This window comes from Clostridium sp. SHJSY1 (assembly GCF_031626875.1).
Classification (GTDB): domain Bacteria; phylum Bacillota; class Clostridia; order Clostridiales; family Clostridiaceae; genus Clostridium.
In genome coordinates this window covers 1-14,862 of sequence record NZ_JANDMF010000078.1, presented here as the reverse complement: position 1 = coordinate 14,862, position 14,862 = coordinate 1, and the positions used below count along the sequence as shown (strand labels likewise).

Genomic DNA, 14,862 nt, shown 5'->3' with positions numbered 1-14,862 from the left:
GCGCTAAAAAAGAGAATTCAATTTTGAATTCTCTTTTTTTATCGGATAGTATCAAATTTATTTTGATACAGCCCCATTTTTATTTTTTCTCTTAAAAATTAATAGAAATCTAAATCATAAATTTGATATGACTGTTTTATCTCGTCTACTATCCATTTATCATCTATTTTTATAAACTTCCAATATTCTTGAAACTTGGCACGCTCATATGTAGACCCATCTATTACCTTGTTAGTTTCTTCATTTATTGTATAATCAATTAATTCTGCTCTTATATGTATCCACAAACTCTCTCCATAATTCTCCTGATTCCTTAAGAACTTTGGGGTTGTTTCTAATACAGTAAATTTTCCAATAATATTCTTTTCTTTATTCTTTTTCATCCTATCAGTTTGCTTTTTATGTTTATTATATAAGTTTTCACTCATATATTCTTTTGCTAAATCTTGATTCCTTTCCATCCATGCATTTTGTATTGCATAGAAAGCATCCTCAATTAGATTCTTTATATCTGCATAATTGTATTTTTTCTCAATCTCTAATGATTTCTTCCTATCTAATTTCATTCTGAATTTTCTTTTTTGTACTCTAATCCAATCTGTAATATCCTCAACAACAGGAAACCCTCTCCATATGAGTATTCCCAGTCCAACAAATATATATGGCCAATTGTAAACATTTAGAAGTTGATCCCTAAAAAAATCCCAAACACTATACCCTGAGCTTTCTTCCCCACTTGATGAACTATTATTACTACTACTATACCTTGAGCTACTACTATGTCCTGAACTACTGTTATGTCCTGAGCTACTGTGACTTGAACTACTATGTCCAGCTCTTGCAAAAACTTCTGCTTGTTCATTAATTATAAACACCATAAATGATACTATTACCAAAATTCTTATAAAACTATTTAATTTAAACTTACTCATAACTACCCCCTATAAATAGTTAAAATCTTCTTCTTATGTGTAGATGTAATCTCTACCTAACTTAAGAGATTCAATAAATATAACTTCACTTTCATTAATAATATACTTCAGAAAATAAAAGTTTCTCTGTAAGACTTACAATTTCAAATTAATTCTACTTTATTTCTCTGGTCTATTTCAAGCATATAAAATCTCATTCATTATTATGTTTTTTATATCTTCATCTTTAAAAAACATTGGATACTTTGTTTCATAATTTCCCCATATTAAAGAAGGATATTTTGTGAAATAAAAGCTACTAAAAAGAATCTCTTTTGCTGTAAGTTTTAGTAATATTTCAAGAAGTTCATAATTTAATCTCACAAAAGTGTCATCTTTTCCTAGCTTAATTGATTCAATAAAGTTAACCTCATTTTCATCTAGAACTGCTTTTATTTTGTCTTTTTCAGTTTCCTTTAATCTTCCATAGTAAAAATCTCCATAGGAATTCTCTAAACCATTTATCTTAACGAGTTTTCTTATGAAATTATTGACATAATCTTCAGTTCCTTCAATTATACAATTGGGATATTTATTGAATCCTTCTTGTATGTTATTTATATATATAATATTTTTACTTTTCAACTCTTCTAATGATATTTTAATTTCTTTATTCATTTAAATCCGCCTTCTCTGATTATAATTTATCCTTATTTTAATTTTATGATAAATTATTCAGCAAATTAAAACAACATTTTTATATTTTTAATTTTTTAACTCTATTTAGTTTATTTTATTTGTTTATAATAAATTTTTCTTTATTTTCATTTTTTTATCTAAATAAATATTCTCCTCTACTAAGTATAATTATATTTTATATCTCTATTCCACTTTAAGCTATCATTTACACATAATGTTATTTATGGTAAGTTAATATTGTAATACTTTGGGGTTTACAATATTAACTTAATGATAATAAAGGGGGTAAATTATTTTGTTAAAATCAAAAATAATATCATTACTAACAGCTGCAATAATCACTTTAAGTGCAGCAACAAGCTTAAATGTCAAAGCTTATACTACCAATTCGACTTCTCCAACTGGAGTTATTATACCTAGTATAGACACAGGTGCAGACTTAGCTATTGCTAATGATGAGAAATTGCTAGATATGTTAAAGAAAAATGGAACTATTCCAAAAGATGCTTCAGAAGATGATGCTAATAAAATTCTTAAAGAGTATCTAATTAAAAACGAAAATGTAAAAAATGAAGATCCAACTAAGTTAGACATTAAATCTGTTGAAGGTTTAAAGAAATATGGTAAGGATGCAATAAAGAAAGGTTTCTTAAGTAAGGCTGGGGAAGATAAAGAAAAAAAGAAGAAAAAGAATGATCCTCAAACTTCTTGGGATGGAAGTGTAACAAAAGATAAAGCACTTGTTCTACTAATAGAATTTCCAGACCTTCCTCATAATACATTAACTGCAAATGACACTGATATGTATTATAAAGATTACACAAAATCACATTATCAAGATATGATTTTTGGCCCTAATGGCTATAAAGGCCCTAATGGTGAAAATCTTGTTTCCCTAAAACAATATTATGATGAACAATCTGGTAAAAGCTATGATATTGAAGGAAGTGTACAAGGATGGTATAAAGCTGAACATCCAGCAGCATACTATGGTGCAAATGTAGGTGGAAGTAATAATATAAATATAAAAGACCTTGTAAAAGAAGCTTTAGTTGATGCTTCTAAAAACATAAATCTTAAAGATTATGATTTAAAAGATCCACATGATTTGGATGGTGATGGCAACCTAAATGAACCTGATGGAATCATTGATCACCTTATGGTTATTCACTCTGGAATGGGTGAAGAAGCTGGTGGCGGTTCACTAAAAACTGATGCCATTTGGTCACATAGTTCAAAAGTTTATGATATTGTAAATGGTTCATCTCAACCATGGAAAATTCCTGGCACAGATATGTCTGCATATCCATATACCACTATGCCTGAGGATGGTGCTGCTGGTGTATTCTGTCATGAATTTGGACATGACTTAGGACTTCCTGATGAATATGATACAAACTATTCTGGTAAAGGTGAACCAATAAGCTACTGGTCAATTATGTCAAAAGGAAGTTGGTCAGGAACTATTCCTGGAACTGAACCTTCAGGATTTAGTCCATATGCAAAAGAATACTTCCAAAAAACCTATGGTGGAAATTGGCAACATGGTAATACAGTAGATTTATCTGAATTAACTACAAAGGGTAAAAAATATACTTTAGATGCATCTAGTATAAAAGGAAACAACAATGATGTAGTTAAGGTTACTCTTCCCAAAAAGGCAACTACAATAACCACTCCTTTTAGTGGTAAATATGCATACTTTAGTGGTAAAGGTAATAATTTAAATAATTCTATGACAACTAGTATAGATTTAACAAATGCAACTTCTTCAGATTTAAATTTTAAAACTTGGTATGACATAGAAAATGGTTGGGATTACGGTTCTGTTCAAGTTCAAATAGATGGCACAAATACTTGGACAAGTATTCCTGGAAATATTACAACAACTAATAATCCAAATAATCAAAATCCTGGTAACGGAATTACAGGTAAATCTAATGGTTGGGTAGATGCAAACTTTAATCTAAAAGATTACATTGGTAAAAAGATTAACCTAAAGATAAACTATTGGACTGATGTTGCAGCAGAGATGTCTGGCTTATATGTGGATGATATAAATCTTGATATTGATGACAAACAAATTCTATTTGATGATGCTGAAGGAGATTCTAAATTCACATTAGATGGTTTTAGTACAGATGATGGTAACAAACTTACTGATCAATATTACTTGCTCGAATTCAGAAATCATTCTGCTACTGATAAAGGATTGAATCATATTAAACGTGGTTCGAGTATTATGTCCTATGAACCTGGTCTATTAGTATGGTATGTAGATAATCTATATAGTGATAACTGGACTGGAACTCATCCTGGACATGGTTACTTAAGCATTGTCGATGGAGATCAAAAGACTTTAAAATGGAGTGATGGCTCTGTTGCTGATACTATATACCAAATGCATGATGCAACATTTAGCACAAATAAAGATAAAGATATGTCCATTGATTATAGTAATTCAACACCTTCTCGAACTTTAACTGATACTTCAAATTCAAAGAATCCTGCTTTTGAAGATGACAGAACATATATTACTAACTTAATTCCTGATGCAGGTGTTATCTTACCTCAATTTGGTATAAAGGTAAATGTTATTGATCAAACAGATGATAGTAGCCAAGGTAATATAGTAGTAAAATTAAAATAATTTTTTTAGAAATGGCTTGAACGATTGTGTACAAGCCATTTTTTCTTTTATATTTTGCATTATACTAGCTTAATTTTAATTCAAAACCACATAATATCTTTTATTTTTTCTAAAATATTATATAATATTTATATAATATTTTGGGAGGATAATGCTTTATGAATAATGCCCTAACAATAGAAAATATGAGAAAATTACAAGAAGAATTAGAATATAGGATGACTGTGAAAAGAGCTGAAATAGCAAAAGAAAAATTAGTAGCTGCTGCTCATGGCGACAGATCTGAAAATGCAGAATATAAAGAAGCATGTGCAAATTATAGAGCAAATGATAATAGAATCCAATACTTATTAACTATGATATCAACTGCTACTATAATAGATGATGACAGTACAAATAAATCAGTACTTGGAATTAATGGCAAGGCCAAAATCAAGTTCATTGAAGATGATTATGAAGCTACTATAACCCTAGTAACTACAATGGATTTAGATCCTGACAATATGTGCATTAGTATAGAATCAGATTTAGGCAAAGCCTTATCTGGAAAGAAAGTTCAAGATATAGTTGAAGTTAATGCTCCAGGTGAAAAATATACTGTAGAAGTATTAGAAATATTATAATAATATTTCTTGACCACTCAAAAGAATTATCTTCAATGGCTATTATATAAAAACAACCCATCATAGTAAAAATCTCTACTATGATGGGCTTTATATTAATTCTCTATTAATCCACTAATTTAAAATAACTTATATATTTTCTATATGATCTGATTCATCTGATAATACTCTTTCAATATGCATGGCAAGATACCCAATTTCAACATCTTTAATTTCTTTGTTTAGTCCACTGCCCAATTGTCTACATATATCTTCAGCAATTTCAAATGATTTTTGGAATCTCTCTTTAATGTAATCATTCATATCAAGCTTTATTGTTTCACCTTTTAATGTCCTCGCCACCATATATTTAATATGACTCATAAGGCGATTATATGATAATGACTCAACATCAATTGTTTTTCCAATATTCTTCTCAATAGATGTAATACAATTTCTCACAAGCATTGCAGTTTCCATTGCTTGTGATATTTTTTCCTCCCCTAGGCTAGAATGAATATGAAGTGCTATATATCCAATTTCATCATCACTTACTTCAATTCCTTCTAATTCTCTTATAATATCTTTAGCTTTAGATGCAACCTCAAATTCTTCTGGAAACAAAGCCTTAATATCTTGTGTTAAGGGGTTACTTATCTGCTCCTTATTTTTTACTCTTTTTACTGCAAATGCAATATGGTCTGCAAGTGGGCACAAAATGTTCTCATCTACTTTTGAAAATTTCTTTTCTGCTTCCATAATAATGCTACTGGCAATTTCTAAAATCTGAGGTTCTATATTATTTATTATTTCCTTACTGGAACCTCTAGATGTTTCTTTTTGTAATAGATATATTTTGGTGTTTTCTGGTGCATCCATACGTTCATTCACTTTTTTCCCAAAACCAATACCTTTTCCAAGCAAAATATATTCTTGGTTAGTATTCATATCTATAGCTAGAACACCATTATGATTTAAGCCCTTTATAACTCTGAACATTTTATGCCTCCTCTTAAGCGTTATTCAAATATATCAATTGCTATTAAAGCATCCTTTGCGTTTATTTCTCCTGTTTTTAATAAACGTACTTTTTGTTTACTATTCAATGAAGTACAGATACATGGTGATGCAATAGATGGTGTATTATCATTAATAAAATCTAAGTCAAAGCTTAATAATATATCACCCATCTTTACTTGTTCTCCTTCTTTTACAAAAACTTCAAAACCTTTTCCGTCAAGTTTTACTGTATCTATTCCTATATGAATAAGTAATTCTAATCCATCTGTTGTAGTTAATCCTACTGCATGTTTTGATGGGAATACAAAATTCACTACTGCGTCTGCTGGTGCTACAACATTTCCATCAGTTGGAATAACTATAACTCCATCTCCCATCATCTTGTTTGCAAATGCTTCATCTGGTGCTTCAGATAAATCTCTTGCTTCACCTGTTAATGGACTATTTAAAATTATTGTTTTAGTAGCTTTGGATTTATCTTCTAAAACTATACTTTTTTCAATTTTTGCTACTTCTTCATTTGGTGCTGTAGCTAAATAATCTTCTAAATTTGATTTTATAACAGTTACTCTTGGTCCATATATAATCTGAACTCCAGTACCTTTATGAACAACTCCTGATGCTCCAGTTTGCTTTAATAATGCATCATTTACTAGTTCTGAATTATGTACTGTACAACGTAATCTAGTTGCACAACAGTCAACATCAGAAATGTTATTCTTTCCACCAAGACCTTTACAAATCATAGCTGAAAGTTGATATTCTGCATCATTACTTTTTCTAGATTCTAAATCACTTCTACTATAAAGTTGAACTTGTTCTGTTTCTTCACGTCCTGGAGTATTTAAGTTAAACTTTTTAATAATATACGAGAATAATAAATAGTATACTACAAAATACACTATTCCTACAACTACAACTGCAAACCAATTTGTCTTAGAATTTCCTTGCAATATACCAAATAAGAAAAAGTCAATAAATCCACCAGAGAAAGTCATTCCTACTCCAACATTAAACATATGCATAAGCATATAAGAAAGTCCTGCAAATGCACAATGTAATCCATATAATAATGGTGCAACGAATATAAATGTAAATTCAAGTGGTTCAGTAATACCTGTAACCATTGAAGTTAATGCTGCAGATATTAATAATCCACCTACAAGTTTTTTCTTTTCTGGTTTAGCAGTTTTATACATAGCAAGTGCAGCACCAGGTAAAGCAAATATCATAAGTGGGAATTTACCCGCCATAAATCTTGTTGCCGAAACACTGAAATGTTCTACTCCTGATGTTGCAAGTTCTGCAAAGAAAATGTTTTGAGCTCCTTCAATAACATTTCCACCTATTGTAGCTGTACCTCCAAGTGCTGTTTGCCAAAATGGTAAATAAAAAACATGATGAAGACCAAAAGGTATTAATAAACGTTCTAAGAAACCATAAAGCCAAGTTCCACCATACCCTGAATGTAAAACAGCATTACCAAGTGCATTTATTAACCCTTGAATTGCAGGCCAAATAAAGAACATTAATATTCCAATAATTAAATATGTTATTGCACTTACTATAGGAACAAATCTAGTCCCACCAAAAAATGATAGCACTTGTGGTAGTTGTATTTTATAATATCTATTATGTAATATAGCTACTCCTATTCCTACTATAATACCACCAAAAACACCCATTTGTAATGAAGTAATTCCAAGTACTGTATCTGTTGATCCCTTAAGCATACTATCAGCACCACCATGAATATCTATCATAGCGCTTATTGATGAATGCATTACAAGAAATGCTATTGCTGCAGATAGAGCTGCAACATCCTTTTCTTTTTTTGCCATACCTATTGCAACACCCATTGCAAATAATAATGGTAAATTAATAAATACTATGTTTCCCGCTTGATTCATCACAGTAAGTATTGAATGTAAAAATGTGCCATGTCCAAGTATACCACTAAGTCCATAGGCTTTTATCATTGTTTCATTTGTAAATGAACTACCTAAACCTAAAAACAATCCTGCTACTGGTAAAATAGCAATTGGAAGCATGAATGATCTTCCCACACGTTGTAAAACGCCAAAAATATTGTCTTTCATAACTCTTTCTCCCTTATCTATAATTATTACTACATATTGAGATGTTTTAAGATGCTTTTTTGCGCGCCAAAAAAAGCATCAACCTACATAAACATTCTCCAATATCTATGTATAGTTAATGCCTGCTTACCAGTTACATACTATATCGTAATTTTAATTCTATCACATTTCTACTTTATCAGTCAATATTTTTACTTATATTTCGCATATTTCACATTTTAAATCTATTTAATTTTAAAAACCTCAACAAAAGACTTCACTTTTAATAACTGATTTATCTAATTTCCATCTATCAAATTACCTAAGCCTCCAAGAATTGATCCTTCCTCTTTTCTTGATGGTGCCATTCTTATAATTTTAGCTGCCAAACGATTAAATGGAATAGATTGAAGCCAAACTGTTCCTGGTCCTGTTAATGTTGTTAAAAATAATCCCTCTCCACCAAAAATAGCTGATTTGACACCTTTAGCCAATTCAATATCATAGTCTACTCCTCTTGTAAATGCTACAACACAGCCTGTATCTACCCTTAGCTTTTCTCCTGATGACAAATCTCTTTTTATGATAGTTCCACCTGCATGAACAAAAGCTAATCCATCACCTTCTAACTTTTGTAGTATAAAACCTTCCCCTCCAAAAAAACCTGCACCTATTTTTCTTGTTAACTCTATTCCTACAGCTACTCCTTTAGCTGCACATAGAAAACTATCTTTTTGGCATATGATTTTATTATTAAAATTATTTAAATCTAATGGTATTATTTTCCCTGGATAAGGAGCTGCAAACGCCACCCTTTGCTTGCCCACTCCTATATTTGTGTACATAGTCATAAAAAGACTTTCACCTGTTAATACTCTCTTTCCTGCTCCCATTAGTTTTCCCATTAATCCACCTGACTGTCCCTTATCTGATCCATCACCAAAAATAGTTTCCATTTGTATACTATTATCCATGTACATCATAGCACCAGCTTCTGCTACTACACTTTCATTTGGATCTAATTCAATTTCTGCAATTTGCATTTCATTTCCTATAATTTCAAAATCTACTTCATGACTCATAAAATACCTCCAAATATTATTAATTTCAAAATACCTTTGTTTTATTTTTCACGTGAATCCCCTCTTTCATTCAATTTTATAAATTTTTATAAAAATAAATTCATTAATTTTTTATTTTTATTCACCATAACCCCTATTATATTTTACTTCCACCTTTATTTTAGGATACTTTTTACAAAATTGATAAATTACAAAATAACAGCTTGGACACGGTTCCCATTTACTATATAGCACAAGATTCCCTTCATCTTTCAATAACTTTGCTTCAATTTGTTTATTTATTTCTTCAAATATCTTTTTTTCACTATCATTAATTCTGTTATATCCTACTCCTAGTTCACCTAATTTATTAACTTTACTGCTTTTAAAAATAGCCTTATATAATAATGGTGAGGTACAATAATTTTTTATATCATTACTGCCACTTATAGCTTTAAACTCCTTATTGTGAAATATTGCTATTGCTATATTTATAGAATCCTGTAAGGTTTTGCTTTGATCTATTTTAAATGTTGTTTTTTCTTTTTCATGAGCTTTCATATACTTTTTTATATTCCTAGTTAAACGTTGCATTCTTGGTATTATATTAATTAAATGCTCATGATACTCTACAGTTCCTTTCTTTGCTTTGATATAGTGACAATCTATATTCTTAGAAATTTCTATAGATAATGTTTTAGTTTTAGTTTTAGAATTATATTTTTCTGTTACTTTCTCACTACTAGTAATAATCATTTTTTTTAATAGTTCAATATCCTTCGCAAAAAGATATTCCTTATCTATTTCTTTTTGTAAATTTTCTATTTGTGATTTTTCTTCATTATTTATTACTATAGATATATTACTTTTTAATTCCTCTATGGCATTTATAATATCTTCCACATTATCTCTTGATGTAACTTCTCTTTCATATTCAATCCTATTTATATCTATTTTTTTTACTCCACCTATTTTTTCACATAGTTTATTATGTTCTTTTTCAAATAGTATCATTTTTTCTATATAATCAATAAAATCTTCAGCATTATTTACTTTATATGTGATATCTATATTTTTAATGTATTTATGTACTCTTTCTATTGCACTCTCCTCTAATTTAAAAATTCTTGTAATTTCCTTCTTAAATTTTTCATCATCTAGTTCATTTACATCATAACCTTCTTTTCTTAATACATCTTTAAAATCATATATGCTACTAATTTTTATTCGTTCTCTTTTTCTTTTCTTTGATACTATATCTATTTGGTTCATTTTTACCTCTTACTTTTAATCTATTCTAAAAAATATAATTTTTTTACATACAAATTCTACTTTATTATATATAACGGAAACTTTCAAACTATAAATTTCTATAAATGCAACTTTCTCGAACACTTGTTCTTTTATTAAAAATGGGATATACTAAATTTATAAAAAATTCAAAGATTGGTGATAAAAATGGAATTAGATGAAAAACTAAGAATTTTAACAGGTGCAGCTAAATATGATGTATCTTGTTCATCTTCTGGTTCAAATAGAAAATCCCAAAAAGGAAATATTGGCTCAACTGCTCAAAGTGGTATATGTCATAGCTTTACTCCAGATGGAAGATGTATATCTCTACTTAAAATACTTTTAACAAATTATTGTATATATGATTGCTCTTACTGTATTAATAGAAGATCAAATGATATTGAAAGAGCTACTTTTACTACTGATGAAGTTGTAAATTTAACTATGAATTTTTATAGACGAAACTATATTGAAGGCTTATTCTTAAGTTCTTCAATTATTAAAAGTCCTAACTTTACGATGGAACACCTCACAACAGTTGTACACAAATTGAGAAATGAACATAATTTTAAAGGTTATATACATCTAAAGGCAATACCAGGAGCTGATGAGGACCTTATAAAAAAGGCTGGTTCACTTGTTGATAGAATGAGTGTAAATATAGAATTACCTTCATCAAAGTCCCTTAAATTATTAGCCCCTGAAAAAAGTAAAAATGATATTTTCAAGCCTATGTCAGATATAAAAAATAATATTATTGTAAGTAAATATGAACAAAAAAAATACAAAAGTTCACCTATATTTGTACCTGGAGGACAAAGTACACAATTAATTGTCGGAGCTACCAAAGATAGTGATTTGAATATCTTAAACTTAACAGAAAACCTATATAATAAATTTGATTTAAAAAGGGTTTATTATTCAGCTTATATTCCTGTTAATAAAGGAAATAATTTACCAGAACTAAAAAATCCTCCAACACTTAGGGAACATAGACTATACCAAGGAGATTGGCTACTTAGGGTTTATGGATTTAAAGCAGCTGAACTACTTAATGATAAAAATCCTAATTTTGATATTAACTTTGACCCAAAAACAACTTATGCTTTAAACAATATTCATCTATTTCCAATTGAAATAAATAAGGCTCCATATAACACACTTATACGAATTCCTGGAATTGGAATGCGTGGTGCACAAAAAATAGTAAGTGCTCGTAAAATTAATTCATTAGATTTTTTCGATTTAAAAAAGCTTGGGATAATTATCAAAAGAGCCCAATATTTTATAACTTGTAAAGGAAAATATTATGGGTCAGTAACCTTTGATGATGAGCGTATCAGAAAGGTCCTTACCCCTAAATTTGACTTAAATATAATAGACGAAGATGTACAACAATTAAGTTTTTTTGATAAAAATATGAATAATTCAACTTCCAAAACAATTTTTCCAAATAATAAATTACTTTTATTGGGTGATAAATCCTCATCACTCACAGGTGAATTATAGGAGGCTTCATTTTGAAAGAATATATTTATGATAATACCTTTGAAGGCTTACTTACTGCTATTTTCTATGCTTACAGTTGCAAGGAAAATTGTATAATAACAAAATCGAAAGATTATACTCCTTCACTTCTTAATGAAGTTATAAATATTTCAACAGAATATAATAAATTCGATAGAGTTTACAAAAGTATTATAGAAAAACTTAATTATGAAATTTTAAGAAATATTTATTATCTATATCTTAGTGATTTTCTCGATTCTGATTCTCTTACTTTGAAATATCTTAAACTTTGCTATAAATATGGTGTAAATATTAATTTAGCTAAAAATAATGATATTATAATTTCTGTTGATAAATATGTAAAAAAGGTTACTAATGAATCTCATATGTTCACTGGATTTGTAAGATTTAAAGAAATTGCCCCATTAACTTTCTATGCATCCATTGAACCTGATCATAACATTTTACCTTTAATACTTAATCATTTTACAAATAGATTTTCTGATCAAAACTTTATAATTCATGATTTAAAAAGAGAAATTGCAATTATATATAACCAAAAATCTGGTATTATAACTGAATTTTTTAAAGAAGATGCAAAAACCTTTAACTCATATAGAGAAGATAGTGAATATGAATCTCTTTGGAAAACTTTCTATAATTCTGTTAATATAAAAGAACGAAAAAATCATAGATTACGTAATCAGCACATGCCTAAGAGATATTGGAATCATCTAACAGAACTTAAATAATAGGTCACCATAATGTGGCCTATCTAAAAATAACGCTTTCATTATATAAGTATATTCTGTTTTATAATATATTGTTTAGGAGTTATACCAAATTTAAGCTTAAATAAACTAATAAAATGAGAAATATTTTCATATCCTAAATCATATGCAACTTCTGTGACATTTTTTTGATTTAATAATTTTTTAGATTCAATAAGCTTTAAGTTTGTAAAATATTCATTAGGAGATATTCCAGTCGTTCTTTTAAATTTAGCTGAAAAATTAGCTAATGACATACCCACCATACTAGCTATCTCTTCTATACTTATCTTACTTAAAATATTATTTTTCATTATATCAATAGAAAATTGAATTGAACTCCTTTTATCTATTTTTAATAAATGTTGTAAACTATTAATTTTAAGTAGATTATATGTTAATTCTTGAGCATAAATATCAGCTAAAAACTCTTTATTTTTATCATCACTTGTAGTAACAGAAAGAATTTTATTTATAGATCTATTTAAATCCAAATTATTTTTAATATGACTAAAATTTAAGTTTTTAATTGGCTTCAGATCATTAACGACTTCAATATTAACTCTATCATTAATCCTATTTATTAATGTATCTGATAACTCTAAAACTAAAGCTTTTGTTGGAATATTAATTTCCAAATTCACACTAGAATTTGGTGATAAAAAAATAAATTCATCCTTAACATAAGTTAAAGAATTATAATTATTTACTTGAACCTTCTTTTCCCCATTAATAATAGTACATAGCCTATGATATTCATAAGACTTATATGTATCTTTATAATATTTATCAAAGTCGTAATAAAGGATTCTTAGGAATTCAGTTTCTAGACCATCTAATAGCTCTAATTTTCTGCTAAAATTATTCATTTCTTTACACCTCATGGATTTATATAAAGTATTTTATCACAACAAGTTTAATTTAAATATATATATTAATAATAAAATATTAAATTTAAGATATTTTTATTAAACTATGATTAGTTACCATTCAAACATACCTGCTATGATTAAATATGAAAATACAACAATATGGAGGATTTCTAAATGGGCTCTAATTTTTTTATCTCGAAAACCAATTTAATTGAGGAAATTTTAACAGAAAATTTAACAAAAGTATTAGAAACTAAAGGAATCGGATATGCCATTTTTGATAGTCTTCAGCCCAATATAACGATCAAATCAGTTGAATCTAAATTGGAAATATTAAAAAAATACAATCTTGATTTTATTATTCCATATGACAGCATTTATGCTCATGACTGCTCTAAAGGAATAGCATTAATTACGACTACTAGTGGTAGTATTAATGATTAAGAAAAAACAAATAACCTCAATAGACATTTCTTTTCTCTACTGAGGTTATTAGGTACATTTATTATGCTTCAAAAAAGAAACTTTTTCTATTATATCATACCTAAATCTGTATTATTATACAATACATTCATTATTACTATATGTTTATTGACAACCTTATTTAATAGGTATAAAATAGCATTAAATAAACATGTATGTATTTACATGTTTAATTTTTCATGTAATTGAAGGAGGAAAATATTATGGCAAAAAAAATATTCAAGGACTTAGAAGATTTCTTAGGAACTCATTTTATTTATACTTATGATAATGGTTGGGAATATGAATGGTATGCAAAAAACGACCACACTGTAGATTATCGTATCCATGGTGGAATGGTAGCAGGACGTTGGGTAACAGATCAAGAAGCAAATATTGTTAAATTAACAGATGGTGTATTTAAGATAACTTGGACTGAACCAACTGGTACAGATGTTGCTTTAGACTTTATGCCAAATGAAGAAAAACTACATGGAGTTATCTTTTTCCCTAAATGGGTTCATGAACATCCAGAAATCACAGTAACTTATCAAAATGAGCATATTGACTTAATGTTAGAATCTAGAGAAAAATATGAAACTTATCCTAAATATGTAGTTCCTGAATTTGCTACTATAACTTATATGGGAAATGCAGGTCAAAATAATGAGGATGTTATCAGTGAAGCTCCTTATAAAGGTATGACTGATGATATTCGTAATGGAAAATACTTTGATGAAAACTACAAGAAAATAAAAAAATAATTTTAATTACATTTATAAAATTTATCATTGAACAGATATTACCCTACCATTTAGGACAAACTATAATAAAAAGTATGCTAATTTTAATCAGCATACTTCAGAGTGTCGACAAAGTCGACACTCTTTCGTTTTTATAATAAAATATTCTTGGGTGATAAAAATGTTAACAAA

The 14,862-nt window shown here is 28.3% G+C and carries 13 protein-coding genes; 6 read left to right on the top strand and 7 right to left on the bottom strand.

Annotated elements, in window-relative coordinates; genetic code table 11:
- Positions 1-98: 98 nt before the first annotated feature.
- Both NNC19_RS22490 and NNC19_RS22485 read right to left on the bottom strand, forming a co-directional pair.
- Positions 99-932 carry a Tim44-like domain-containing protein gene (locus tag NNC19_RS22490; RefSeq protein ID WP_310940940.1) on the bottom strand — a complete coding sequence of 278 codons (834 nt, stop codon included), beginning with the start codon at positions 930-932 and terminating at the stop codon, positions 99-101.
- Between the two features lie 177 nt (positions 933-1,109).
- Positions 1,110-1,589: a hypothetical protein gene (locus NNC19_RS22485; protein ID WP_310940939.1), complete on the bottom strand. Its 480-nt coding sequence runs from the start codon at positions 1,587-1,589 to the stop codon at positions 1,110-1,112.
- A gap of 316 nt (positions 1,590-1,905) precedes the next feature.
- Between NNC19_RS22485 and NNC19_RS22480 the strand changes: the two genes are divergently transcribed.
- Positions 1,906-4,260: an immune inhibitor A domain-containing protein gene (locus NNC19_RS22480; RefSeq protein WP_310940938.1), complete on the top strand. Its 2,355-nt coding sequence runs from the start codon at positions 1,906-1,908 to the stop codon at positions 4,258-4,260.
- A gap of 158 nt (positions 4,261-4,418) precedes the next feature.
- Entirely contained in the window at positions 4,419-4,883 is a 465-nt protein-coding gene (locus NNC19_RS22475) for a GreA/GreB family elongation factor (RefSeq protein ID WP_310940937.1), read from the top strand.
- Positions 4,884-5,012: 129 nt separating this feature from the next.
- Here NNC19_RS22475 and NNC19_RS22470 read toward each other — a convergent pair whose 3' ends face one another.
- From NNC19_RS22470 to NNC19_RS22455, 4 genes are all read right to left on the bottom strand, one after another.
- On the bottom strand, positions 5,013-5,861 hold the full coding sequence (locus NNC19_RS22470; protein WP_310940936.1) for a PRD domain-containing protein: 849 nt from the start codon (positions 5,859-5,861) through the stop codon (positions 5,013-5,015).
- A 20-nt stretch (positions 5,862-5,881) separates the two neighbouring features.
- The gene (locus NNC19_RS22465; protein WP_310940935.1) at positions 5,882-7,981 is read right to left on the bottom strand and encodes a glucose PTS transporter subunit IIA; all 2,100 of its coding nucleotides are present in this window, start codon (positions 7,979-7,981) and stop codon (positions 5,882-5,884) included.
- A 278-nt stretch (positions 7,982-8,259) separates the two neighbouring features.
- Positions 8,260-9,042 (bottom strand): TIGR00266 family protein, encoded by a 783-nt coding sequence (locus NNC19_RS22460; RefSeq protein ID WP_310940934.1) that lies wholly within the window; start codon positions 9,040-9,042, stop codon positions 8,260-8,262.
- A gap of 117 nt (positions 9,043-9,159) precedes the next feature.
- Positions 9,160-10,293 (bottom strand): deaminase domain-containing protein, encoded by a 1,134-nt coding sequence (locus NNC19_RS22455; RefSeq protein ID WP_310940933.1) that lies wholly within the window; start codon positions 10,291-10,293, stop codon positions 9,160-9,162.
- 186 nt (positions 10,294-10,479) lie between these two features.
- Between NNC19_RS22455 and NNC19_RS22450 the strand changes: the two genes are divergently transcribed.
- The gene (locus NNC19_RS22450; RefSeq protein WP_310940932.1) at positions 10,480-11,823 is read left to right on the top strand and encodes a putative DNA modification/repair radical SAM protein; all 1,344 of its coding nucleotides are present in this window, start codon (positions 10,480-10,482) and stop codon (positions 11,821-11,823) included.
- 11 nt (positions 11,824-11,834) lie between these two features.
- Positions 11,835-12,575 (top strand): TIGR03915 family putative DNA repair protein, encoded by a 741-nt coding sequence (locus NNC19_RS22445; RefSeq protein ID WP_310940931.1) that lies wholly within the window; start codon positions 11,835-11,837, stop codon positions 12,573-12,575.
- Positions 12,576-12,616: 41 nt separating this feature from the next.
- Here NNC19_RS22445 and NNC19_RS22440 read toward each other — a convergent pair whose 3' ends face one another.
- Positions 12,617-13,462 carry an AraC family transcriptional regulator gene (locus tag NNC19_RS22440; protein WP_310940930.1) on the bottom strand — a complete coding sequence of 282 codons (846 nt, stop codon included), beginning with the start codon at positions 13,460-13,462 and terminating at the stop codon, positions 12,617-12,619.
- A gap of 177 nt (positions 13,463-13,639) precedes the next feature.
- On the opposite strand from NNC19_RS22440, the gene NNC19_RS22435 reads away from it, so the two are divergent.
- On the top strand, positions 13,640-13,909 hold the full coding sequence (locus NNC19_RS22435; protein WP_310940929.1) for an iron-containing alcohol dehydrogenase: 270 nt from the start codon (positions 13,640-13,642) through the stop codon (positions 13,907-13,909).
- Positions 13,910-14,151: 242 nt separating this feature from the next.
- Positions 14,152-14,691 carry a phenolic acid decarboxylase gene (locus NNC19_RS22430; protein WP_310940928.1) on the top strand — a complete coding sequence of 180 codons (540 nt, stop codon included), beginning with the start codon at positions 14,152-14,154 and terminating at the stop codon, positions 14,689-14,691.
- Positions 14,692-14,862: the final 171 nt, after the last annotated feature.

What these genes read in the sequence shown, in the direction of transcription:
- NNC19_RS22455 (WP_310940933.1), bottom strand. Translation starts at nt 10,293, where the DNA reads ATGAACCAAATAGATATAGTATCAAAGAAAAGAAAAAGAGAACGAATA.
- NNC19_RS22430 (WP_310940928.1), top strand. Translation starts at nt 14,152, where the DNA reads ATGGCAAAAAAAATATTCAAGGACTTAGAAGATTTCTTAGGAACTCAT.
- NNC19_RS22450 (WP_310940932.1), top strand. Translation starts at nt 10,480, where the DNA reads ATGGAATTAGATGAAAAACTAAGAATTTTAACAGGTGCAGCTAAATAT.
- NNC19_RS22435 (WP_310940929.1), top strand. Translation starts at nt 13,640, where the DNA reads ATGGGCTCTAATTTTTTTATCTCGAAAACCAATTTAATTGAGGAAATT.
- NNC19_RS22485 (WP_310940939.1), bottom strand. Translation starts at nt 1,589, where the DNA reads ATGAATAAAGAAATTAAAATATCATTAGAAGAGTTGAAAAGTAAAAAT.
- NNC19_RS22465 (WP_310940935.1), bottom strand. Translation starts at nt 7,981, where the DNA reads ATGAAAGACAATATTTTTGGCGTTTTACAACGTGTGGGAAGATCATTC.
- NNC19_RS22470 (WP_310940936.1), bottom strand. Translation starts at nt 5,861, where the DNA reads ATGTTCAGAGTTATAAAGGGCTTAAATCATAATGGTGTTCTAGCTATA.
- NNC19_RS22475 (WP_310940937.1), top strand. Translation starts at nt 4,419, where the DNA reads ATGAATAATGCCCTAACAATAGAAAATATGAGAAAATTACAAGAAGAA.
- NNC19_RS22490 (WP_310940940.1), bottom strand. Translation starts at nt 932, where the DNA reads ATGAGTAAGTTTAAATTAAATAGTTTTATAAGAATTTTGGTAATAGTA.
- NNC19_RS22440 (WP_310940930.1), bottom strand. Translation starts at nt 13,462, where the DNA reads ATGAATAATTTTAGCAGAAAATTAGAGCTATTAGATGGTCTAGAAACT.
- NNC19_RS22460 (WP_310940934.1), bottom strand. Translation starts at nt 9,042, where the DNA reads ATGAGTCATGAAGTAGATTTTGAAATTATAGGAAATGAAATGCAAATT.